Annotated in this window: 19 protein-coding genes; 7 read left to right on the top strand and 12 right to left on the bottom strand. The window is 70.8% G+C overall.

Translation table 11 applies throughout. The features are described from left to right. Positions 1 to 17: 17 nt before the first annotated feature. Genes ACLJOK_RS06980 through ACLJOK_RS06990 form a run of 3 tightly spaced genes read right to left on the bottom strand, consistent with a single transcriptional unit; the run spans position 18 to position 3970 of the window. Positions 18 to 674 carry a response regulator gene (locus tag ACLJOK_RS06980; RefSeq protein WP_091399607.1) on the bottom strand — a complete coding sequence of 219 codons (657 nt, stop codon included), beginning with the start codon at positions 672 to 674 and terminating at the stop codon, positions 18 to 20. After that, the gene (locus tag ACLJOK_RS06985) at positions 671 to 1966 is read right to left on the bottom strand and encodes a sensor histidine kinase (protein ID WP_410816967.1); all 1296 of its coding nucleotides are present in this window, start codon (positions 1964 to 1966) and stop codon (positions 671 to 673) included. Before ACLJOK_RS06985 ends, ACLJOK_RS06980 begins: the two co-directional genes overlap by 4 nt. A gap of 42 nt (positions 1967 to 2008) precedes the next feature. Beyond that, the gene (locus ACLJOK_RS06990) at positions 2009 to 3970 is read right to left on the bottom strand and encodes a serine hydrolase domain-containing protein (protein WP_410816969.1); all 1962 of its coding nucleotides are present in this window, start codon (positions 3968 to 3970) and stop codon (positions 2009 to 2011) included. A gap of 350 nt (positions 3971 to 4320) precedes the next feature. Between ACLJOK_RS06990 and ACLJOK_RS06995 the strand changes: the two genes are divergently transcribed. After that, positions 4321 to 6402 (top strand): PQQ-dependent sugar dehydrogenase, encoded by a 2082-nt coding sequence (locus tag ACLJOK_RS06995; protein ID WP_410816970.1) that lies wholly within the window; start codon positions 4321 to 4323, stop codon positions 6400 to 6402. A gap of 69 nt (positions 6403 to 6471) precedes the next feature. Here the strand turns inward: ACLJOK_RS06995 and ACLJOK_RS07000 are convergent, their stop codons facing one another. The 7 genes from ACLJOK_RS07000 to ACLJOK_RS07030 all read right to left on the bottom strand — a co-directional run bounded on the left by ACLJOK_RS07000 (position 6472) and on the right by ACLJOK_RS07030 (position 14445). Further along, positions 6472 to 6876, bottom strand: coding sequence for a hypothetical protein (locus tag ACLJOK_RS07000; RefSeq protein WP_410816971.1), 405 nt, complete (start codon positions 6874 to 6876; stop codon positions 6472 to 6474). A 118-nt stretch (positions 6877 to 6994) separates the two neighbouring features. Then, positions 6995 to 9790 (bottom strand): AfsR/SARP family transcriptional regulator, encoded by a 2796-nt coding sequence (locus ACLJOK_RS07005; protein WP_410816973.1) that lies wholly within the window; start codon positions 9788 to 9790, stop codon positions 6995 to 6997. Between the two features lie 241 nt (positions 9791 to 10031). After that, positions 10032 to 10469: a hypothetical protein gene (locus ACLJOK_RS07010; protein WP_410816974.1), complete on the bottom strand. Its 438-nt coding sequence runs from the start codon at positions 10467 to 10469 to the stop codon at positions 10032 to 10034. Positions 10470 to 10785: 316 nt separating this feature from the next. Then, positions 10786 to 12921 (bottom strand): RNA polymerase recycling motor ATPase HelR, encoded by a 2136-nt coding sequence (gene helR, locus ACLJOK_RS07015; RefSeq protein ID WP_410816975.1) that lies wholly within the window; start codon positions 12919 to 12921, stop codon positions 10786 to 10788. Between the two features lie 154 nt (positions 12922 to 13075). Continuing rightward, complete coding sequence (locus ACLJOK_RS07020; protein WP_410816976.1) at positions 13076 to 13456, bottom strand: YccF domain-containing protein; 381 nt, start codon at positions 13454 to 13456, stop codon at positions 13076 to 13078. A 48-nt stretch (positions 13457 to 13504) separates the two neighbouring features. Then, the gene (locus ACLJOK_RS07025; protein ID WP_410816977.1) at positions 13505 to 14119 is read right to left on the bottom strand and encodes an STAS domain-containing protein; all 615 of its coding nucleotides are present in this window, start codon (positions 14117 to 14119) and stop codon (positions 13505 to 13507) included. Further along, positions 14116 to 14445 carry an STAS domain-containing protein gene (locus ACLJOK_RS07030; RefSeq protein WP_410816979.1) on the bottom strand — a complete coding sequence of 110 codons (330 nt, stop codon included), beginning with the start codon at positions 14443 to 14445 and terminating at the stop codon, positions 14116 to 14118. The genes ACLJOK_RS07025 and ACLJOK_RS07030 overlap by 4 nt, the downstream gene beginning before the upstream one ends. 150 nt (positions 14446 to 14595) lie before the next feature. On the opposite strand from ACLJOK_RS07030, the gene ACLJOK_RS07035 reads away from it, so the two are divergent. The 6 genes from ACLJOK_RS07035 to ACLJOK_RS07060 all read left to right on the top strand — a co-directional run bounded on the left by ACLJOK_RS07035 (position 14596) and on the right by ACLJOK_RS07060 (position 19389). Next, positions 14596 to 15285 carry a response regulator transcription factor gene (locus ACLJOK_RS07035; RefSeq protein WP_410816981.1) on the top strand — a complete coding sequence of 230 codons (690 nt, stop codon included), beginning with the start codon at positions 14596 to 14598 and terminating at the stop codon, positions 15283 to 15285. After that, positions 15282 to 16637 (top strand): sensor histidine kinase, encoded by a 1356-nt coding sequence (locus ACLJOK_RS07040; protein WP_410816983.1) that lies wholly within the window; start codon positions 15282 to 15284, stop codon positions 16635 to 16637. Before ACLJOK_RS07035 ends, ACLJOK_RS07040 begins: the two co-directional genes overlap by 4 nt. Next, positions 16634 to 17197 (top strand): GerMN domain-containing protein, encoded by a 564-nt coding sequence (locus tag ACLJOK_RS07045; RefSeq protein WP_410816984.1) that lies wholly within the window; start codon positions 16634 to 16636, stop codon positions 17195 to 17197. The genes ACLJOK_RS07040 and ACLJOK_RS07045 overlap by 4 nt, the downstream gene beginning before the upstream one ends. Before the next feature lie 150 nt (positions 17198 to 17347). Then, positions 17348 to 18115 carry a glycerophosphodiester phosphodiesterase family protein gene (locus ACLJOK_RS07050; protein ID WP_410816985.1) on the top strand — a complete coding sequence of 256 codons (768 nt, stop codon included), beginning with the start codon at positions 17348 to 17350 and terminating at the stop codon, positions 18113 to 18115. Position 18116: 1 nt separating this feature from the next. Then, positions 18117 to 18665, top strand: coding sequence for an SLATT domain-containing protein (locus ACLJOK_RS07055; protein WP_410816987.1), 549 nt, complete (start codon positions 18117 to 18119; stop codon positions 18663 to 18665). Between the two features lie 127 nt (positions 18666 to 18792). Beyond that, positions 18793 to 19389, top strand: a complete 597-nt coding sequence (locus ACLJOK_RS07060; RefSeq protein ID WP_410816988.1) for a hypothetical protein — start codon at positions 18793 to 18795, stop codon at positions 19387 to 19389. Positions 19390 to 19437: 48 nt separating this feature from the next. Here the strand turns inward: ACLJOK_RS07060 and ACLJOK_RS07065 are convergent, their stop codons facing one another. Both ACLJOK_RS07065 and ACLJOK_RS07070 read right to left on the bottom strand, forming a co-directional pair. Further along, positions 19438 to 21354, bottom strand: coding sequence for a glycerophosphodiester phosphodiesterase family protein (locus ACLJOK_RS07065; protein WP_410816989.1), 1917 nt, complete (start codon positions 21352 to 21354; stop codon positions 19438 to 19440). A 101-nt stretch (positions 21355 to 21455) separates the two neighbouring features. Continuing rightward, on the bottom strand, positions 21456 to 22193 hold the full coding sequence (locus ACLJOK_RS07070; protein ID WP_410816990.1) for a cellulose binding domain-containing protein: 738 nt from the start codon (positions 22191 to 22193) through the stop codon (positions 21456 to 21458). Between the last annotated feature and the right edge of the window lie 56 nt (positions 22194 to 22249).

Raw genomic sequence — 22249 nt, forward strand, 5'->3', positions numbered from 1 at the left:
AGGTCTGTTCGGGGTTCTTACCGGTGGACCACGCCGTTCTGGTACGCCCAGACGACGGTCTGTAGCCGATCCCGTGCGCCGATCTTCGCCATCGCGCGCCCGAGGTGCGACTTGACAGTGCTGGTCTCGATGAAGAGCTGCTCGGCGATCTCGACGTTCGACAGGCCCTGCGCGAGCAGCTCCACGATCTCGGTCTCCCGCGCGGTCAGTTGGTGCGCCGCCGCCGCGTCCGAGCGGGGAGCGGGCGTACGCCTGGCGAACTCCGAGATCACCCGACGGGTGACGGCCTGGTCGACGAGCCCGTATCCGCTCGCGAGGCGACGGATCGCCTCAATCAGCTCCTCGGGCTCACAGTCCTTGAGGATGAACCCGCTGGCGCCGGACTCCAACGCGCCGAAGACGTACTCGTCGAGGTCGAAGGTCGTCACGACCAGCACCGCCGGTGGCGTCCCGGTCGCCTCGGCGACGATCTGCCGGGTCGCGGTGAGCCCGTCGCCGTGCGGCATCCGGACGTCCATGCAGATGACGTCCGGTTGCAGCCGGCGGGCCAGTTCGACGGCGGCGGACCCGTTCGACGCCTCCGCCACGACCTCGATCTCGCCGGCCTGCTCCAGGATGACGCGGAAGCCGGCGCGGACCACTGCCTGATCGTCGACGAGCATCACTCTGATCATGCTGGGGCCTCTTCCTTCGGCCGGGATGCTGCGGGACCGTTCGTCGGGAGGGTCGCGGCGACCGACCAGCCACCGGCTGCGGTCGGGCCGGCGGTGAACGTCGCCCCGATCAGCTGGGCGCGCTCGCGCATGCCCACCAGGCCGACGCCGCCGGTCCGTGCCGCCGGTACGCGTCGCGGCGCGACGGGTTCGTTCACCACCTCCAGCGACACCGAGCGGGGCTCGAAGCGGAGCACCACCCGCGCCGCAGCGCCCGGGGCGTGCTGGCGGGCGTTGCTGAGCGACTCCTGCGCGATCCGGTAGAGCGCGACGTCGGCGATCGGCGGCACCTCGCGCTCCTCGCCCTCCCGGACGAAATCCACCGGGCCGGCGAGCTTGCCCGCGGTGCGGACGAGGTCGTCGAGCATGCCCAGCCCCGGCACCGGGGCGCCGCCGTCGCCGCCCTCGTGCCCCGGCCTGCCGCGCAGCACACCGACGACCAGCCGGAGATTGTCCAGGGTCTCCTTGCCCTGGCTGCGGATCCAGGCCACACCGGCCTTCGCGGCCGCCGGGTCCCGGTCGATCAGCCGCTCGACCGCCGCCGCCTGCACGACCATGCCGGAGAGGTGGTGCGCCGCCACGTCGTGCAGCTCCCGGGCCATCCGGGAGCGCTCCGCGCCGATGGCCGCCTGGACCTTCGTGCGTTGCTCCCGGATCGCCTCGTCCGCCCGCACGCGGACCAACTCGACGTAGCGCCGGTAGGTGGCCACGTAGCCGCCGACGAAGGTCGCGCCGGCGTAGGTCAGGGCGCTCGCCGAGACGTACGCGATGGCCGTCAGCAGATCCGGGGTCACCACGACGGCCGCCCCGATCGACTCCGCCACCACGACCGCGCCGACGGCCAGCAGCGCACGGCGAACCGGCAGCAAGGACCCGACGGTGTACGCCACGACGAACGGTGCGAGGCCACGGATGGTCGCCTCGGGCAGGGAGAAGCCGATGATGGGCAGTTGGAGGCCGACGACGAGTGCGAGGCAGAGCAGTGGCCGGACCCGACGCAGGCACAGCAGCATCGCCTGCGCGCAGCAGATGGCGACGAGCAGCCAGGCCCGCGCCCTGTCGAACGACACCCCGTCCTCCGGTGCCACGAACCAGAACAGCGCGGTGAGCAGTACGAACGTCAGGACGGTCAGCACCGCGGCCAGCAGGCAGTCCCGTGGGAACACCCCGGTCACCCCGAGCCGGGTGAGCCGTTCGTCGAGCCACTTCGTCAGTCGCGGTGTGCCGGGTTCGGTGTCGGCGTGGTCCCTCATGCGGTGCGCGTCCTTGCTCCGGGTCGTCCCGGGTCGGGCGGGTCAGTAGGAGATGCTAGGCGCGAGCAGGTGGAACTCCACGGCGAACCAGCCCGCGCCGGCGAGAGCGAACAGGATCAGGCCACTGCCGGTGATCCGCCGCCAGCCGACGTGGCGTCGCACGTCGTCGACGAGCCGGACCGCGGCGGGCAGCACACCGAGCAGTCCGACCAGTTGCAGCACCTGAATGGTGCGCAGGCCGGCAAAGGGAACGTCCTGGAGGCCCATGATGCTGCTGATGCTCAGCACCCACCCGGCGAACGCGAGCAGTGTGCCGGCGACGGCGAGGCGGCTCAGGATCCGCGCGGTGCGCCCCGCCCGCTCCCGGGGAGCGCGGCCGAGCCGACGGCGGACGATCGCGCCGACCGGCCAGGAGAGAACGGTGAGCAGCAGCACGACTGTCGACAGGGCCAGCACCGGAACGGCCACAGTGGAGGCGCGGGCGGGCTCGACGGGCAGCAACGCGAACGCGGAGTCGAAACTGATCGCCTCGACCCGGTCGTCGGTCGCCCGCATGGCGATCGTGCGTTGCCCGCCGACCTCGCGCCAGACCCAGGGCTTCACCTCCTGGTAGAGGGCGGGGGAGTCGGACAACGGGCCCGGTTCCACCAGCAACCGGTCGCCGTCGGCGACGCTGACAGTGGTCCGACCGACCAGGCCGATCAGCGTCAGGAAGTTGCTCTGTATCGCTCGCGAGGACTCGTACGTGCCGGCGGCCAGCGCAGCGTGCTTGGCGGTGGTCGCCGGGTCCACGCCGGTGGTCGGCTGGTCGTCGCGGGCGGGGAAGTAGCGGTCGGCGAAGCCGTTCACGACCGACTCGCGAAGCTCGTGGCTGTCGAGGGCGCCGGAGCCGTTGCTGTTGAGGGACAGGAAGATGCCGGCCCGGTCGTCGGGATAGATCTGAAGGTGGGAGTGGAAATACTTGGTGTCGCCGCCGTGGCCGAGGATCCGGTGGCCGTTGCGGTCCTCGGTGAAGAATCCGAGGGTCATCCGGGGCCCGTCGGCCAGCGTGCCAAGCGACGTCGCGTCGAGTGCCGGCCGCTGCATCAGCTCGCGGGTCGGTTGGTCCAGCAGGGGCGCGAAGCCCGCCGGCTCGCCGAGCTGGGCGAGCATGAATCGCGCCATGTCCGTCGCCGGGGCGCTGAGCGCGCCGGGCGGGGGCGTGCCGACGATCTCGAACGGCGCGGCGGGCGCGGTAGAGGTGTCGTACCCGTTGGACATCCGGTCGCGCAGCGCCGCCGGGAGGGGCTGCTCGAAGGTCGACGACGGCATGCCCGCGCGGTCCAGGATGTTGCGTTGGACGTACTCCTCGAAGCGCGTCCCGCTGACGCGTTCGACGATGTAGCCGGCGAGCGCGTTGCTGTAGTTGGAGTACGCGGGGACGGTGCCGGGCTCGTAGATCTGCTCCGGTGGGTCGGTCATCAGCGCCTTGCGCAGGTTGAGGTCGCTGCCGTCGGTGCCGATGAGGCCGGCGATCCGCTCCTCGAAGCCGGCGGTGTGCGTCAGCAGGTGCCGCAGCGTGACGGCCTGCTCGTAGCGGAGCGGCAGCTCGAAGTCGAGGTACGTCTTGACGTCGGCGTCGAGGTCGAGGTTGCCGCTCTGCACGAGTTGCAGCACAGCGGTGGCGGTGACGAGCTTCGACACCGATCCCATCCGGAACAGATGCCGGTCCGGGTCGACCGGTACGGCCCCGTTACCGCCGGCGCCGGTGTCGGCGTACCCGTACCCCCGGGTTGTGATGATCTTGCCGTCGTCCACGACGGCGACAGTGACTCCCGCGATGTCGGTGCGGTCGAGCGCGGCCGGCAGCAGGCCGTCGAGCCAGGCGTTGACGTCGGCGCCGGTCAGGGCGGAACCTGCCCCGCTCGCGGGTGCCGCCGGAGCGTCGATGGGCGGTGCGGGGTTGCGCTGCGGCGCGCCGCAGCCGGCGGTGCTCACGGCGAGGACGACAGCGGTCGCCAGCACCGCGCCGATTCGGACGAGAGGCTGGTGTCGCCGGGATGGAAGAAGAAAGAGTGGGCGCATTGTCTGCCAGTGCCTTCCCAGGCGAACGGGTGTCCGGAGCAGGTCCGTACGGCGTCACCCGACGCCCTGGAACAAGCCTGTCCGAGGAATCGCGCTGATCCATCTGGCGCAGGACGGCACTGCGCCTACGACCTGAGGAGGAGAGGCGTCTGCACCGTTCGCCCCCCGATCGAGGGACATCGTTTGACTTGTGCGACCAATGCATCTTTGATGGTCGATGTGCATGTTCGGCGTGGTCGGGCGCTTCGTCGTCTGGGTGGGCCGGTCGATGCCCTGAGCCTGGAGGACGGATGCGAGTCATCGCGCGGAGAAACCCACTACGCCCACGACGACGGCTGTTGCCGGCGGCGATGGTGGCGGTGACGCTGCTGAGCCTGGCCGTCGGTGTGCCGGCGGCCGCCGCGGCGCCGTCGACGGTCGTCGGCGTGGCCAGCGGTCGTTGCCTGGACGTGGTCGGCAACGTCAGAACCGCAGGCGCCGGCATCAACATCTACGACTGCAACGGCCAGGCCAACCAGGCGTGGACCTTGACTTCAACTGGTGAGCTGCGGGTCTACGACGACACGATGTGCCTGGACGTCGTCGGCCAGGACACCACCGCACCGGCCACGCTGCAGATCAACGGCTGCACCGGCGGCGCCAACCAACGCTGGCGGATCACCACCTCCGGGACCATCGTCGGGGACCAGTCCGGCCTGTGCCTGGACGTGTCCGGCGCGGGCACCGCCAACAGCACCACAGTCGGTCTCTGGACCTGCAACGGGCAGTCCAACCAGCGGTGGACGACGTCCCTCGGCAGCGCCGACAGCCAGCCGCCGACGGCGCCGGGCAGCCCACGGGTCAGCGGCCTGACCTGCAACTCGGTGACGTTCGCGTGGAACGCCTCGACGGACAACGTCGCTGTGGCCTTCTACGACATCTACCACGATGGCCAGCTGATGAAGTCGGTGAGTGGCACGACGCTCTCCACCAACCTCACAGTGGTGGCCGGGGCGACCTGGGGCCTGTACGTCAACGCCCGCGACGCCGCCGGCAACGTGTCGCAGGCGAGCGCCACCGTCTCGATCACTCCGCCGCCCTGTCAGGCCGACAGCCAGCCGCCGACGGCGCCGCAACAGCTCACCGGCACCGCGTCGGGCACCACTGTGACGCTGCGCTGGACCGCTTCGACCGACAACATCGGGGTGCGGGCGTACGACATCTACCGGGCCGGCGCGAAGGTGGGCACTGTCACCGGCGCGCCGCCGGCGACCACGTTCACTGACAGCGGTCTGGCGGCGAACACCTCCTACCAGTACTACGTGGTGGCTCGGGACGCGCAGGACAACGCCTCGTCGCGCAGCGGCACCGCGACGGTGACCACCGGCGCCGCGTGCGCCAACCCGGTGTGCGGGGTACGGCAGGTCACCACCGACACGGACATCCCGTGGGGTCTGGTGACGTTGCCGGACGGCAGCGTCCTCTACAACCGCCGCGACGCGCACGACATCATCCAGCTCAACCCGACCACCGGGGCCAAGACCAACCTGGGCACTGTGCCGAACGTGCAGAGCACCGACGGTGAGGGTGGCCTGTTGGGGCTCGCCATCTCGGCCAACTACTCCAGCGACCGCTGGCTGTACATCATGCACACCTCGCCGAGCGACAACCGCATCGTCCGGATCAGGCTGGAGAACGGGCGACTCAACACCGCCAGCGAGCAGATCCTGCTCAGCGGCATCCGGCGTAACAAGTACCACGACGGTGGTCGCCTGCGGTTCGGCCCGGACGGCAAGCTGTACGCCAGCACCGGCGACGCCCAGAACGGCAACTACGCTCAGGACCGGTCGAGCCTCGAGGGCAAGATCCTGCGACTCAACCCGGACGGCACCGTCCCGTCGGACAACCCGTTCGGCAACTACGTGTGGAGCTATGGCCACCGCAACCCGCAGGGGCTGGCGTTCGACTCGCAGGGCCGGCTGTGGGAGCAGGAGTTCGGCAACTCGGTCATGGACGAGACCAACCTGATCACCAAGGGCGGAAACTACGGCTGGCCGGCGTGCGAGGGCACCAGTGGCACCTGCGGTACGGCCGGTTTCATCGCGCCGGCGCGCACCTATCCGACTGCCGAAGGGTCCTGCTCCGGCATCACGATCGTGCGCGACGCGCTCTACGTGGCCTGCGCCCGAGGCGCTCGAATGTACCGCGCGGTGATCAGCGGCAGCAGCCTGACGAACGTGCAGACGTACTTCAGTGGCACCTACGGTCGGTTGCGGACGGTGGAGCCGGCTCCCGACGGGGGGCTGTGGCTGACCACCACCACCGTCGGTGACAAGGACAGCACCCCGAACAACAGCAACGAGAGGATTCTGCACGTCACGCTCGGCAACTAGTACCGATGTCTCCGCAGGGCCACCCCGTGCTGGCCCTGCGGAGACAGTTCGTGCTCGCGTGGCCTTAGATCACCAGAACTGGTTTGGGCTGGTCGCGGTGTACATGTACGAGCCGCCGGCGTTGTAGAAGGCCACCCGCGTGTACGCGTAACCGCTGGAGCAGGGTTTGTACATACCGATCTGGGGGGAGTGGTTGGGGACGATGCCCCACCAGTAGGGGTTGGTGAACGTCGCGCTGTTGCCGCACCACGCGACGATCTGGATGTTGGCTGTCCGCTCGCCGGCTGGGGTGGAGTTGAGATAGAAGTCGCCGATCAGCGGATTCGTTGTGCCTCCGCGGACGCTGATGCAGACGTACGGGTTCGAGTACGACCCGTGGTTACGGCATCCGCCGCCCGAGTCCGCCGACGCGGGTGCGGACGGCGCGAGCGCCGCCGCAGCCAGTACCAGTACGATTGCTCCGATCCGTGCCATGCTCCTGAGCATTGACCCTCCCTCTGGGTCCACCCGGCCCGTCGATCCTTGCCGGCTCTACCGAGAGACTGACGCGGCCATCTGACCAAACCCTTACCAGGCCACTGTGGCCGGTGGCTCAGGCCGGACCGGTCTGCGCGTGGTGGCCGGACCGCGCGAGGGCGGCGGCCGGATAGTCGGCGTCGCCGCTGCCGATGTCGGTCATCAACGCGAGGGACTCCCGCCAGCTGTCGACCGCCTCCTCGGTGGCCCCGAGGCCGTCGAGGCCGATGCCGAGCCAGTAGAGCCCGCGAGCGGTGCTGAGATGATCGCCGAGCTGTCGCAGGGACACCGCCGCCCGGGCGTGCCGAACCGTGGACTCGTACCGCGCGAGGTTCGCGTTCTGGTGCGCGAGGTGCACCTCAAGCGGGGGAATCTGCTGCCGGATGTCGTGGTCGACGGCGATCCGCAGGGCCTCTTCGAGGAGGGCGAGCGACTCGTGCGCCCGACCCTGTTCGGTATAGAGCCAGCCGAGATTGCTGAGGCAGACGCACAGGATGAAGACGTCGTCCAACTGTCGGGCGCCGGCCAGCGCGAGGCGCAGGTGCTTCTCGGACTCGTTCCAGTCGCCCTTCTGCCCGTAGGCGTTGCCGATGTTCATCCGGCTGACGACCTCGTCGCGGGGCGAACTCTGCTCCAGGTTGACCTGCGCGGCCCTCTCCATCCACCGAATGGCCTGGTCGAAGCTCCGCCCCAGCGCGTAGGCGACACCGAGCCCGTTCGCCATCAGCCGCTCACCGTCCGGCCGGTCGTCGAGGCGCGCCGCGACCACCCCCAGCTCGTGGGTCTCCCGCAGTGTCGTCAGGGCGTGGGTTCGGACCAGGAAGCTGTACTGGCAGTCGGCGAGCTGCCACGTCTCTCGCGCCAGCCCGAGGTCGTCGCAGATCCTGACCAACGCCACCAGGTTGCCGCCCTCCAACTGGAACCACGCGCTGGCGGCACCCATCGAGTCGAAGGTGGGCGCCAGCGCGAGTGGATGGGCGATGCGCATGGGCACAGACGTACGGAGGCGCTGGAACACACCCTGAGCGGCCACACCCTGCTGGACATACGCGTCGGCGAGCCGCCCCACCGCCAGGAGGCGATCGCGATCGGAATCCTCCCGCTCGGCCCGCTCGGCCCCGTAGATCCGGAGCAGGTCGTGCATCTGGTAGCGGCCCGTGCCGTCGTCGTCGAGGAGGTGCCGGTCCACCAGTTCGTCGATGTGCTTCTGGATCTGGCTCTCGGCCTGACCCGCGAGGACCGCCACGGCCGAGGCCGGCAACGCCGTGTTCGGCACGAGGCCCAACAGCCGGAACACGCGCGCCGAGGCGGCCGGCAGTGCGCGGTAGGACACCGCGAAGACGCCGCGTACCGCGCTGTCGCCCTCGACGGCCAGCCCGGACAGCCGCTCTCGGGCGTCCGCCAGCTCCAGCAGTAGATCCGGTACGGTCAGACGTTCGTCCACGACGATCCGTGCGGCGGCGACGCGCAGGGCCAATGGCAGGTTTCCGCAGAGCGCCGCCAGTCGGAGGATCTCGTCCCGGCTCGCCGCCGCACGATCCGCGCCGATCATCGTCGCGACGAGCCGGTATGCCTCGTCGTCGGACAGCAGACCCAGCCTCAGGCTCTGTGCCCCCTCGTGGGCCACCAGCCCGTCGAGGCGATTGCGGCTGGTGACGACCGTCAGGCAGTACGGCGACGCCGGGAGCAGCGGACGCACCTGCTCGGAGGAGACGGCGTTGTCGAGCAGGACCAGCACCCGCCGGTCCGCGAGCGTCGACCGGTACAGGGCCGCTGCCTCGTCGACGTCGAGGGGTATCCGCTCCGGTGGCACGCTCAGCGCCCGCAACAGCTGACCGAGTGCGTCGATCGGACGGGTCGGCGAATCGGTTCCGTGGCCACGCAGGTTGACGAACACCTGGCCGTCTGGGTAACGCGAGGCAACCCGATGCGCCCAGTGCACGGCCAACGCCGTCTTGCCGAGCCCGCCGATTCCACCGATCGTGCAGATCGGCGCGACACCGGAGGACGCATCGCCGTCGTTGACGGCGTTGTCGAGGGCCACGAGATCCGCGTCGCGGCCGATGAACCCGGGGACGTCGCGCGGAAGGTGCCGCGGCGCGGCCGAGGTGTTGTCGGCACCGCCGGGTGTCGGAAGCGCGAGATCCGGGTCGTCGGCGAGGATCCGTTGGTGCAGGCGCTGGAGATCCTGGCCGGGCTCGACACCGAACTCCTCGACAAGCGTCCGGCGCGCGTCCCGGTAGACGCCCAGCGCTTCGGTGCGCCGGCCCGCCCGACTCAGCGCCACCATGAACAGCTCGATCCCGTGTTCCCTGGTGGGGAACTCCCGCACCAGGTCGGCCAGCAGCCCCACCACCCGGACATGCTCGCCGGCCGCCAGTTCAGCCTCCACCCGCCGCTCGAACGCAGCCAACCGCCGCTCCTCGAGACCACGCCCGAGCCGCTGACGCAGTGCCTCGTCGGCCACGCCGGCCAACAGCGGACCACGCCACAGATCGAGGGCCGCAGCCAGCGCCTGAGCACGGATCGCCGGATCGGCGATCGTGCGGGTGCGGGCCACCGCTGCCGTGAATCGGTGCAGGTCGACCGTCGCGGGGTCCACGTCGATCAGGTAGCCCGCGCCGCGCGTGACGATGCGAATGCCGTACGGGGCGAGCCTCCGCCGCAGCCGGGCCACGTAGGTGTGCAGGGTGGCGCGCCGATCCGCGGCGTCGACGTCACTCCAGAGCAACTCGATCAGACGCTCCGTCAGCAGCACCCGGCCGGGCTCCAGCAACAGCAACCCCAGCAGGCAGCGCTCCTGCCGTCGACCCAGCTCAACCGGGCTGCCCCGGTGGCTGGCCGCGACATCCCCGAGCACCTGGAACTCCACAGGGCGCAGCGTAGCGGGTATCGATCGCCCTCAACGGCAGCGCGAAACCCGCCCTGGTGGGGCGCGGGTCAGACCGGGTGCTTGCTCAGACTCTGGAAGCTCAGTGTCCGCTGGGTCGGAATCTCGGCATCCCCGAACTCCGTCGTCCAGGGTCGGGACAGCGTGGCCGGCGCCCGCCACCGGGCCACCCGCGACCCCGCACCGGCCGCCCGGCCTCGGGCCGCCTCGCCGAGAACCCCGGTCAGGTGTAGGTCGGCCAGTGCGGGTCGTCCCAGCGGGCTGGGCCGGTGACGCCCAGCAGCCTGATCCGGTGCAGCAGCTCCGGGTCGGTGTCGGCCATCCGCAGCCGGGCAGGGGCGTGCTGGAGCAGCCATGCGGTGAGTTCCGCGCGGAGGATCTCTTTGTCGTCGTCCGTCAACTCCCAGGTGTTCCACGGCAGTTCGTCGCAGAGCAGGTCGTAGTCCCACTCTTCGAGAGCCTCGGCAAGCCGTTGACTCGCCACCGGACTGTTCTCGGTCGCCCAGGTGGCGAGCCAACTGTCGAGCGCGCCGGAGGCCTCCACGAGCATGGCCAGCACCGCGTACGCCGGCACCTCGGCGTCGTGGTCGGTGAGCGTGACGACCCACCAGGCGTCCAGGAACTCGCGGGCGCAGCATGACGGCGGGAAAGTCCCAGTCACCGGCCCAGTACGTACGGCGCAGCAGATCCGAGTCCAGCTCGACGTCCGGGGTCTTGAGCAGGGCAAGTTCCTTGGCGCTGCCCCAGTGGCACTCGCAGTTGCCGTCGTCGGGGTGGGCGACCATGCCAGGGAAGGTCGTGGCGAGATGGGCCAGGGCGGCGTCGAGTCGACGCCGGGCGGGCGTGGGTTGCGTCATGTGGATGCGCCTTCGGGGACTCCGGCGGCGCACGGCTGCCGAAGAGCGCGACGCTACCGGTTGAGGCGGCGGCACGCCACCGCCCCGGACGTCGCCGAAGCCCCGCCGGGCTCAGCGCCCTCAGCAGCTGGTCAGGAGCACGAGTTGCTGGGTGGCCCGGGTCATCGCGACGTAGCGGTCGACGGCCCCTTCGATGCCGGTGCCGAACGTTTCCGGGTCGACGAGGACGACCAGGTCGAACTCCAGCCCCTTGGCCTGCTCCGGGTTGAGTGACCGGACGCGGGCGGTGGGCGGGAACGTCGGGTCGCCGATCACGCACGCGATCCCGTCGGCGTGCGCGGCGAGCCAGGTGTCGAGGATCGAGCCCAGCTCGGCGACCGATCCGTGGACGACGGGGAGCCCGTTGCCGCGGATGGAGGTCGGCACGTTGGCGTCGGGGAGCGCGGCCCGGATGACCGGCTCGGCCTCCGCCATGACCTCCGCTGGCGTGCGGTAGTTGATGCTCAACGAGGCCACTGTGACCCGTTCGAGCCCGACCCGCTTGAGGCGTTCCTGCCACGACTCGGTGAACCCGTGCCGGGCCTGGGCGCGGTCTCCCACAATGGTGAAGCTGCGCGACGGGCAGCGCGCCAGCAGCATCTGCCACTGGGCGTCGGTCAACTCCTGCGCCTCGTCGACGACGATGTGCGCGAACGGACCGGCCAGCAGGTCCGGGTCGGCGTCCGGCAGCGCGGACTCGTCGACCAGGACCTCGCGCAGGTCGGGTTGGCGCAGCATCGCCAGCAGGCCCTCGCCGTCGTCGTAGGTGTCGGCCGCGAGCAGCTCGTCGACGACCCGGGCCATGTGCTCGCGTTCGACAGCGGCAGCCGGGTCACGCCGGCGGGTGCGCCCCGAGCGTTCAGCGTCGCCGAGTCGCTGCCGCGCCGCGTCGAGCAGCGGCAGGTCGGACACGGTCCAGGCCCGGGGCTTGTCACGTTGCAGCGTGCGAACCTCCTCGGGGCTGAGCCACGGCGCGCACCTGCGCAGGTACGCGGGCACCGACCACAGGTCACCCACGAGGTCGGCCGCGTCGAGCAACGGCCACGCACTGTTGACAGTCGCCCGCAGCTCCCGGTTACGCAGCAGCGATTCGCGGAGCACGTCGTCCGGCTCCTCGCCGTCGTACCGGTCGATGAGGATGGTGAGCAGCTCCTCCCAGATCTCCTCGCGCGCCTCGTTGTGCGGCGCGCCCGGACCCGGCGCCCGGAACGCGTCGGCCCAGTCGTCGGCGCTCAGGCGGACGTCGGAGTCGCCGACCGGGACCGTCATCGGGGCGGTAGGGGGGTCCTCGTAGAACCGGACGGCCGCGTCGATCGCCCGGACCAGCTCGGCCGAGGACTTCAGGCGGGCCACGTCCGGGTCGGTGTCGACGGCTGCCGTGGCCCCCTCGGGGACGAGGTCGCGCAGGGTGCAGGTCTGCACGTCCTCCTCGCCGAGGCTGGGCAGGACGTCGCCGACGTAGGCCAGGTAGGGCTGGTGCGGCCCGACGAAGAGCACCCCGCCCCGGCGCTGACCGAGGCGCGGGTCGGAGTAGAGCAGGTACGCGGTGCGGTGCAGGGCGACGACGGTCTTCCCGGTGCCCGGACCGCCGTCGACCACGAGGGCGCCGGCCGACCCCGCCCGGATGATGGCGTCCTGGTCCGCCTGGATCGTGCTGAGCACGTCACGCATCCGGGCCGACCGGGCGCTGCCCAGACTGGCGATGAACGCGGACTGGTCGTCGAGCGCGACGGCGTGCCCCACGAACCCGTCGGCGGTGAACACCTCGTCCCAGTAGTCGCTGATCCGGCCGAGGGTCCAGCGGTACCGGCGGCGGCTCGCCAGGCCCATCGGGTTGGCGTGGGTCGCGCCGAAGAACGGCTCGGCGGCGGGTGAGCGCCAGTCGAGCAGCAGCCGTCGGCCCGTGCTGTCGGTGAGACCGCGACGTCCGACGTACACCGGCTCGGGGTTGTCCGCCTCGACCACGTGGCCGAGGCACAGGTCCAGCCCGTAGCGGCTCAGCGAGCGCAGGCGGGCGGTCAGCCGGCGGACCTCCTCGTCCCGGTCGACGGCCTGCCGGCCCTTGCCGCCGGGCGCCCGGCGAGCGGTGTCCAGACGCTCGGACAGCTCGGCGCTCAGCTGCGCGAGGCCCTGCTCCATGGCAGCGAAGTGCCGCTCGTCGTGGGCGATGAGCGCCGGGTCGGCCTTGGGGGCGAGGTGATCGGGAAGTTCGAACACGGAGGTAGGCAAGGAATCCAATTCATGACTTCCATTTCGGCAGAATTTGGCCTCGGCCGACGATTCTGCGTCATAAATGGGGTCTTGCCGCAAGCCCCCCAGTGCGGTATAAGTTAGAAGTGGCGGGAGACCGGGTGTCTCCCGTTTTCTGTGTTCAGGGCACGTCGACGACGTCGCGGCCGAGGGGCCAGAACGCGGCCGGAACGAGTTTGAAGTTGGCGATGCCGAACGGGATCCCGATGATCGTGACGCAGAGGGCGATGCCAGCGAGGATGTGGGAGAGCGCCAGCCACCATCCGGCCAGCACCACCCAGAGGATGTTCGCCAGGCCGGAGCCGACGCCCGCGCCCGGCTTGGGCACCACTGTGCGGCCGAAGGGCCACAGCGAGTAGACCGCGAGGCGCAGCGACGCGACGCCGAACGGGATGGTGATGACCAGGACGAAGCAGATCAGCGCGGCGATGCCGTACCCGACCGCCAGCACGAGGCCACCGCCGAAGACGAGCCACAGCACATTCAGTACGAAACGAATCATTACTCCAGCATGAAACATGCTCGCCACCCGGTCGGGTCGCCCGCGTCCTCAGCGGGGAACGGCCACCGCGTGGGCCTCGGGGAGGGTCCTCCCGCCGCCGTCGGAGAGCTGGGCGAGGGCGTCGCCGCGGCTGTCGAAGATCGGGAAAGCCCCGTCCAGGCGCATGGTGTGCAGGACGGTGCGGATGAATCGCGACGGCGCGGCGAGGCAGAGCGTGACACCGCGTTCGCGGGCGTCACGGTGGGCGCGGACGAGCAGACCGAGGCCGGTCGAGTCGATGATGTGCACCCGGCTCAGGTCGACCACGACGTGCCCGCCCACCTCGGCCACGTGCCGCAGCGCCGTGCGCAGGTTCTCGCCGGTGTCGAGGTCGATGTCACCGCTGGCGGCGATGACTGTCGTGCCGTCGAGGTGGTCGATGCCGAGGATGCCGCCGGGCCCGTGGTCGTCGCGCGACGCGTGGCCACCGGTCGAGGCGGGCAGGAGGCTGCAGTGCGGGCAGCGGTGCGGCCCGGTGGCGAAGGGGGAACCGCTCCAGCCGTGCTCGGCCACCAGGGTCCAGACGACCTCGGCGTCGGGGAGCACGCAGGCGGTGCCGCGGATGGTCTCGCCGCAGGTGTCGCAAATCAGGGTCATCAGATACTCGTCCGGGACGACGGTCATGCTGCTGGTCCTTCCTCGCTCACAATCGAGAGCACCTGATCCAGGCGGGTGATGTGCAGAATGCGCCGGACCCGGGGGTTCGGATTGCGGACGGTGAGGGCCGCGTCGGCGCGAGTCAGCCTCCGGTGTACGTCGAGCAGCAGGCCGATGGCGGCGGCGTCGAGGTGCTGGCAGTCGGACAGGTCGAGCACCACCTGTGCGGGGCGCAGTGCCAGCAGTCGGTCGAACACCCCGCCGACCTCCGGCAGACAGGCCAGATCGAGTTCGGTGATGCGAACCTCGACCAGTGGCAGCGTGTACCTGGCGGGCAGCACCGGCGTCGCCATCGCCGTACCCCTCTCCGTCGCCCCTCGCTCCTCTCCACCGTGCTCGGCGGGGTTGGCGGTCACTGCAAGGCTCTGTGACAGTTGTGTGACAAAACCGCCCGCTGGCGGGCACGGTTGGCCGGCCGGCGGTCCGCCGAGCATGATTCCGGCATGACCGCCGTACTGGTGATCGAGGACGACGACCGCATCCGGCTCGCGCTGCTGCTCGCACTCGAGGACGAGGGCTACGACGCCCTCGGCGCGGCCACGGCCGAGGAGGGCCTGCGCGCCCAACGCCACCACCCGGCCGACTACGTGCTCGTCGACCTGATGCTGCCCGGTCTCGACGGCTTCGAGTGCATCCGACAGCTGCGTCGTGACGACGACGTCCCGATCGTGGTGGTCAGCGCCCGCGACGGTACCGACGACATCGTGGCCGCCCTCGAAGCCGGGGCCGACGATTACGTGGTCAAACCCGTGGCCATCAGGGAGCTGACCGCCCGCCTGCGGGCTCTGCACCGACGCGCCCGGCCGGTGGGCACGACCTCGGCGCCGGAGCCCGTGCCGGCGGTCGCCTTCGGGGAGTTGGAGATCAGTCCGGAGGCGGGGGAGGTGCGCCGCGCCGGCCAACAGGTCACTGTCACCCGCACCGAGTTCCGGCTGCTCTGTGAGCTGGCCGAGCACGCCGGCCGGGTGCTGTCCCGTCAGCAGTTGCTGCAACGGGTCTGGGGGTACGACAGCGGCGACGAACGGCTCGTCGACGTGCACGTCGGCCGCCTGCGGCAGAAGATCGAGCCGGACCCGGCGAACCCTCGGCACCTGGTCACCCTGCGCGGCCTGGGCTACAAGCTGCAACGATGAGACGCCTCGGACTGCGCACCCGCGTGACCGCCGCGTTCGCCGTCGGCGCGCTCCTGCTCTCGGCGTCGATGGCCCTGATCTCCTACGAGTTGACCCGCCGGTCCCTGCTCGACGACCGGGAACGCATCGCCCTGCGGGCCGCCTACTTCGACGCCGCCGTGGTGCGCGCCGGCCTCGACACCGACACCCCGGACGTGGTGGAGGTGCTCCGATCGTTGGACACCGGCGGAAACCGTCGACCGGTGCTGCACCTCAACGGCGAGTGGTACGCCCGCGCCGCCGATCCCGGCACCACGGCCGCCATCCCCGACGAACTGCTCCGGGTCGTCTCCGCCGGGGAGCCAGCCGTGCAGCGTGTCCGCGTGGACGGGCAACCGGCCCTGGTGGTCGGGGTGCCGCTGTCCGCCTCCGCGACGTACTTCGAGGTCAACTCGCTGCGCGAGCTGGAGCAGACCTTCCGGGTGCTGGCCCTCGCGCTGACCAGCGTCGCGGTGCTGGTCGCCGGGTCTGGCGCCACCCTCGCCTGGTACGCCACCCGGCACGGGCTACGGCCGCTGACAGCGGTCGCCGACGCGGCCGAGAAGATCGCCGCCGGTGACTTCACCGCCCGGCTCGACCCGGCAACCGACCCTGATCTCACCCGCCTCTCCTCGTCGTTCAACCAGATGGTCGACCGCCTCGCCCGGCGCATCGAGCGGGACCGCCGGTTCGCCGCCGACGTCAGCCACGAACTGCGTTCCCCGTTGCAGACCCTCGCCGCGGCGGCCAGCGTCCTGGCCCGCCGTCGGGAACACCAGGACGAACGGACGGCCACCGCAGCCGGGCTCGTCGCCGACGAGATCGACCGTTTCCAACGGCTCGTCAACGACCTGATCGACCTGGCCCGCAGTGACCAGCCGGCCCACCGTGCCCCGGTGGACGTGGTGGAGCTGGCCCGGGAAACCTGCGACGCGTACGACCTGCCGAGCGCTCTCGTCCGCCTGGCACCGGACGTGCCCCCGACGTGGCAGGTCGAGCGGCGGCGGATCGCCCAGATCCTGGCGAACCTGCTCGACAACGCTGTCACCTACGGTGGTGGCCCGGTGGCTGTTCGCCTGGACCGGGCTGGGGACAGCGGCGTCATCGAGGTCGACGATGACGGTCCGGGCGTTCCCGTCGAGGACCGCGAGGCGATCTTCGACCGGTTCGTCCGGGGGCGAGCCGCCCACACCCGTGGCGCCGGTGACGGCACGGGTCTGGGGCTGGCGTTGGTCGCCCAGCACGCCGCCGCGCACGCGGGACAGGTGACGGTCGCCGACCGCCCGGGCGGGGGCGCCTGTTTCCGGGTCACCCTGCCGGAGAGCCTGTCGTGAGGCGCCGTCGTCTCGCCCCGTTGGCGCTCGCCGTGCTGCTGACCGGGTGCGGCATCCCCACCGACGACACCCCGCGCACGGTGCCGCCCCCACGAGGGCCGCTGAGCAGCGCCGCTCCCGCCGACACCACAGCACCGGCCGGCAGTGCCGCCGAGACGCTCTGCCTGGTCCGGGACAATCGCATCGTCCCCGTCATCCGGCGGGTCGACAGTCCACCCACCATCGCGGACCAACTGCGGCATCTGCTCGCCGGGCCCAGCGGCGCCGAACGGGACAGCGACCTGACGAGCGCGCTGCCGGGGGCGGTCAACGGTGCCCGCGCGACAGTGACCGGGACGCAGGCCCTCGTCGCGGTGGACGAACCCGCGGACGTTGGCGGTCGCAGCGACGAGGTCCTCGCCTTCGGGCAGATCGTCTGCACCCTCACCAGCCGCGAGGACGTCTCCACAGTGGCCTTCCTGCGCGACGGCAAGGCTCTCGGCGTGCCCCGGGCCGACGGCTCCCTGTCGAGCAGACCGCTCACCCGCGGCGACTACGCCCCCCTCATCAGCGAACGCTGAGCGCGCGCACCACCGGGAGCACGGAGATCGCGATATCGGCGACGACGCCCACCGTCGACGTGCGGCCGGCGGTTGTAAGGTACGCGAAAACCCTTCCACGGCGTGCTCCGGAGTGCGGTAACCCCGGTCCCGGAAGCTCAGGAGGATCGCGTGTCGTCCGACGACAGTTGGCTGCTCGACACCCCGATCGCGCACCGCGGGTTGACCGGCGACAATCGACCCGCCAACTCGCTGGCGGCGTTCGAAGCAGCCGCCGACGCCGGCTACGCCTGCGAGCTGGACGTGCAGCTCACCCGCTCCGGCGAGCTCGTCGTCGTCCACGACTACGATCTGACCGCGCTCACCGGTGCGGCGATCGCCACCGCGGAGCTGACCCCGGCCGATCGGCAGCGGCTCCGGTTGCAGGGCACCGACCAGCGGGTGCCCACGCTGTCGCAGGTGCTGGACCGGGTCGCCGGACGGGTGCCCCTGCTGATCGAGCTGAAACGGCCGACGCTCACCCTCAACTTCGATCTCGTCGACGAGGTGCTGCGACAGACCGCCGACTACCCGGGGCGGTACGCTGTCGAGTCCTTCGACCCGCTACTCGTGGCGGCGCTGCGGGTCGGGGTGCGAAGGCTGCCGCCGCACCGCCGGGTCCCGGTGGGGCGCATCTGCGGGCTGCTGCGCACCGCCGGGCCGCTGACCCGGATGGTGGGCCGCAGTATGGTCAGCAACCTGATCACTCGACCCGATTTTCTGGCCTACGAGGTGGACGCGTTTCCGTCCAATCTGACAGCGTGGTGGCGTCGCCGCGGTGTTCCGGTGATTGCCTGGCCGGTCGCTTCACCGGAGCGGGAGATGTTCGCCCGTCAATACTCCGACAACATCGTATTCTCGGGCTATAGACCGTCGCATGGCCAGCATCTAGCATCGTGACGTGTCTGTTGACCAAGGACAGAGCGGTTTGCTCGCCGAGTCGCAGAACGGGGCTCCCGGCGATCCCTTACAGGTCTATCGCGCGTTGGCGGAAGACAGCGTCAACAAGCTCAGGGACCATTACGACTGGCGGGCGAAATGGCACCGTCGACTGTTTCGTTCCACTGGCATCCTGGTCATCGTCGTCAGTGCGTCACTGCCACTGCTCGCCGGCTTCAGCTACCCGGGTAAGAACCTGGTAATCGCGGTCTCGGGTGTGGTCATCGCCACGGCCACCGCGCTCCGCACCTTTTATCAGTGGGATCAGATGTGGGCACTGCTGCGGCGTACCCATTTCGGGCTCATCGAGGCGAGTAACCAGTGGAAACTCGCGTTCGGCCGCGCCGAGGCGACCGCTGATCCGACCGAGCGGGAGCAGCGCGCCTACGCGGCGACGGAGGTGCTGCTGGCGAAGATCGAAGGCATCCGCAGTGCCGAGACGGAGAAGTTCTTCAGCTCGTTGGCTTTTCCGGAGGAATCCGCGCTGGCCGGCAAGCCACTCCGTCCCTGACCCGGTGGCACATCGGCGGTCGGGCGGGTCTCGGGGTTGCTCGGTGGAAGACCTGAGATGAAAGCCAGGGCGACCCGAGGGAAGCTCCCGGAGGTCCGCAGGCGCCGGCGGTCACATGCTGGCTGGCATGAAACGCGCTGCGCTCTACGTGATCGCCGGACCGGTCGGCATCGTGGCCTACGGCCTGGTCCGGCTGTGGGCAAGATCCGACGGGGTGTACGGCCCCGGGCTCGACTGGCAGGCCGCTCACCTGGTCGCCCTCGCCGGCATGGTGTGCTTCGTCCCGGGTGTGCTCGCGCTGGCCCGTCTACTGCCCCGCACTCCGTGGCGCACCGGGGTGGTGGCCGGCACGTTGGTCGGCCTCGCCGCGACGATGGTGCAGTTCGGCGCGGACATCGTCGAGGGGCTGCTGGCCGAGGACCGGGCGGAGATGTCGAGGCTCGGCGCGGAGTTCAAGGACATCCCCGGCGTGGAGGTGGCGTTCTACGACGTCGTACCCCAGCTCTTCTTCCTCGGCCTGCTCGTCCTCACGGGCATGCTCGCCGCCCGACGGCGGCTTCCGTGGTGGAGTGTGCCACTGCTCCTGGCCGGCATCGTCCTGCCGGTGGTCACCCTCGATCTGCTTCCCATCGGCGGCCTGTGCATGGCGCTGGCGTTGGCCCCGGCGCTGCCGTTGGTGCGACAACAGAGTGAGCGGGCCGAGCCGGCCGTCGTCCTCCACTGAGGACTCGGGGTGGCGCTGGCCTTCGGACCAGCGCCACCCTTCGAGCCGCTACTTTAGAGCGAGGGTGCGGGCGTCGGCGGCGATGACGCTGGCGACCTCCGCCGGCACCAGCTTGCCGGCCTGCCGGTCGGCATAGGTGGCCAGCTCGGCGTACTGGGCGTGGGCCAGCTTGGTGGTCATCGCGGTGACGGCGGCCGGGTCCGCGCCCGAGGTGAGGATCAGGTAGCCGAGGCCGGCCTGGCTCACCGTCACGGTGAAGGTGCTGGTCGCGGTGGCGGTGCCCTCCGGCCCGATGGCCTCGGCGGAAATGGTGTGCCGGCCGGCGGTCAGCTTGGCCAGGTCGAGCTTGCGCCCGGCGGCCGACTTCTTACCGTCCAGCGTGACGGTGACGGTGTCCGCGTTGGTCGCGGCGACCGCGATCACCGGCGACTGCGCCCGGTCCAGCCGAGCGCCACTGGCCGGCGAGGTGATCTGCACTGTCGGGTCGGCGGAGGCCCGCTGGACGAACGCCCAGTTCCAGCCGACCAGCTCCGCCGCGCGGTTGGTGATGATCGCGTCGGCGCCGATGCGCTCCAGCCGCTGCCACAGGCCGGCGGAGTCCATCGTCCAGGCCATCACGGCGACCCCGGCGGCGTGCAGCGGGGCGACGACCTCCGGCTTGGCCAACAGGGCGTTGCCGTCCGGGTTGTACGCGGTCAGGTGCAGCTCCTTCGCGATCGCCACCGGGTCGGCGTCCAGGGTGCTGCGGAGCAGGCCGAGCGGCAGCTCGGGGGCGATCTCGTAGGTGTACTTCAGGGCGTCGACCTCGAAGCTCTGGATGAAGACCCGGCCCATCATCTGCTCGTCCCGGATCACCTGGATGATCGTGGCGACCTCGTCGCGGGTGTGCTTGCCCTTGATCTCCACGAGCAGGTTGCCGCCCCGGGTCCGCAGGTCGGCGAGCTGCTCGGCGAGGGTGGGCACCCGCTCGCCGACGTACTGCGGGCCGAACCAGGAGCCGGCGTCGAGCGCCTTGATCTGCGCGGCGGTCAGGTCCCGGATGTTGCCGGTGCCGTCGGTGGTCCGGTCGACGGTGCCGTCGTGCAGGATGAACGGGATGCCGTCCTTGCTCGGCTGGACGTCGTTCTCGATCCAGTCGGCGCCGCCCTTACGGGCGATCTCCTGGGCGACGAGGGTGTTCTCCGGTGCGGCGGCGGACGCGCCACGGTGGGCGATCACGGTGAACGGGCTGCCCTCCGGGCGGAGGTAGCCGTTCGGCGCCAGCTCGGTGACGGTGACGTCGTCGTACGACACTGTCGCGCCGTTGACGAAGAGCCCCTGAACGCCGTCGGCGGAACGCTGGAGGCTGCTGGTCCGCATCGCCTCCCGCCCGTCGAAGATCCAGCGGGCCTGGTTGCCGTGCACCTCGACGGCGACGCGCACGTCCCGGCCGGTGCCGGCGGCGGACGGGGCGGAGGCGGTGTTCGTCACGACCCAGGCGTTGGCAGTGGTCCGCTGGGCGAACTCGAGCCCGTTGGCGGCGGTGGTGCCGCTACGCATGGTGGCGATCCACCAGGGGGTCGCGCCACTGGCGGGGACGTCGATGCCGAGCGAGGCCCAGCGGGTGGCGGCCGAGACCGACTCGAAGCGCATTGTCGCCTCGAGGCGGAAGTCGTTCAGGTGCCGACCGAAGGTGATCTTGTTGTTCTCGCTGGAGCTGGCGGAGGTTCCGTACAGTCGGCCGTTCTCGACCTTCCAGGTGCCGTCGACCGCGTGCCAACCGACGGGCAGTGACCCGGTCGAGAAGTTCTCCGAGACGACGACACTGCCCGGCTCGGCGGTGGCGGGCGACGAGGTCGCGACGGTGACCGCGACGGCAGCGCCGATGACGGCGAGGGCGGCGACGGCGGCGGCGGCCCGGGTACCCAGGGCGCCGAGGCGCGACCCGGCGCGGCGAGGCGACGTTGATGCGGGTAGGACAGTCATGGTCGCGACGGTACGAACCGCGCCCGAACTGATGATCAATCAAGCATGGCTGCCGCCGGAACGCCCGGTGTACCGCGCTCGATCGGTGCGTCCCGGATTGGTCAGCTCGACAGGCCGGAGCAGGCGACCCCGTCGATGGTGCACGCCTTGGGGGCGGAACCGGTCAACGATCCATTGACCCGGAACGTCACCCGGACCGAGGCGCTGCCGGGCACCTGACCGGTGTTCGGGTCCGGCACGAACGTCCAGACCGCACCGTCCCGGCTGGCCTGTGCTCCCTCGACACCGCTGATCCCCAGCGACTCCCGGGGCAGGGTGACGACCAGCGTCCACCCCGGCGCCGGGACCGGACCAGGATTACTGATCGTCACGGTCGCGCCGTAACTGAGCAGGGCGTTGTCCGTGATGGCGAAGGCTGCGCCCAGGGCCGCCGGGGTGGGTTCGGCACTCGCACCGGTCGGCGTGGGCCGGGTCGACGACGCGACGGCCGGTGGGACCGAGGAGGCCGACGCGGGCGGGGGAGCGGGCACCGCCGGGCTGGTGGCCGCCGGTCGCGCCTGCGCCCGCGGGGTAGCGGACGGCGACGCGCCCACCTGCTCGACCGACGGCGGCGGGTCGAGGGTCACCGGCGTCAGCTTCTCCGGCGTACGCAGCACCCCGACGACGGACATAGCCGTCGCGATCAGCACCCCGAGCGCCGCGACGACGGCCACCCAGGTGGCCCGCGAGACGTCCTCCCGACCGGTGAGCACCCGCCGTGCGGCAGTGACGAGGGCCACGACCCGATCCAGCAGGATGATCGCCACGGTACGGCGTGGCTGGGGTGGTGTTGCCGGCACTGCCAGTCTCTCCTTCGATTCGTCGCCGGGTGCGCGCCCACGACCCGTCCGGGTCG

The sequence above is a fragment of the Micromonospora sp. 050-3 genome (assembly GCF_046549335.1).
Taxonomy (GTDB): Bacteria; Actinomycetota; Actinomycetes; order Mycobacteriales; family Micromonosporaceae; genus Micromonospora; species Micromonospora trifolii.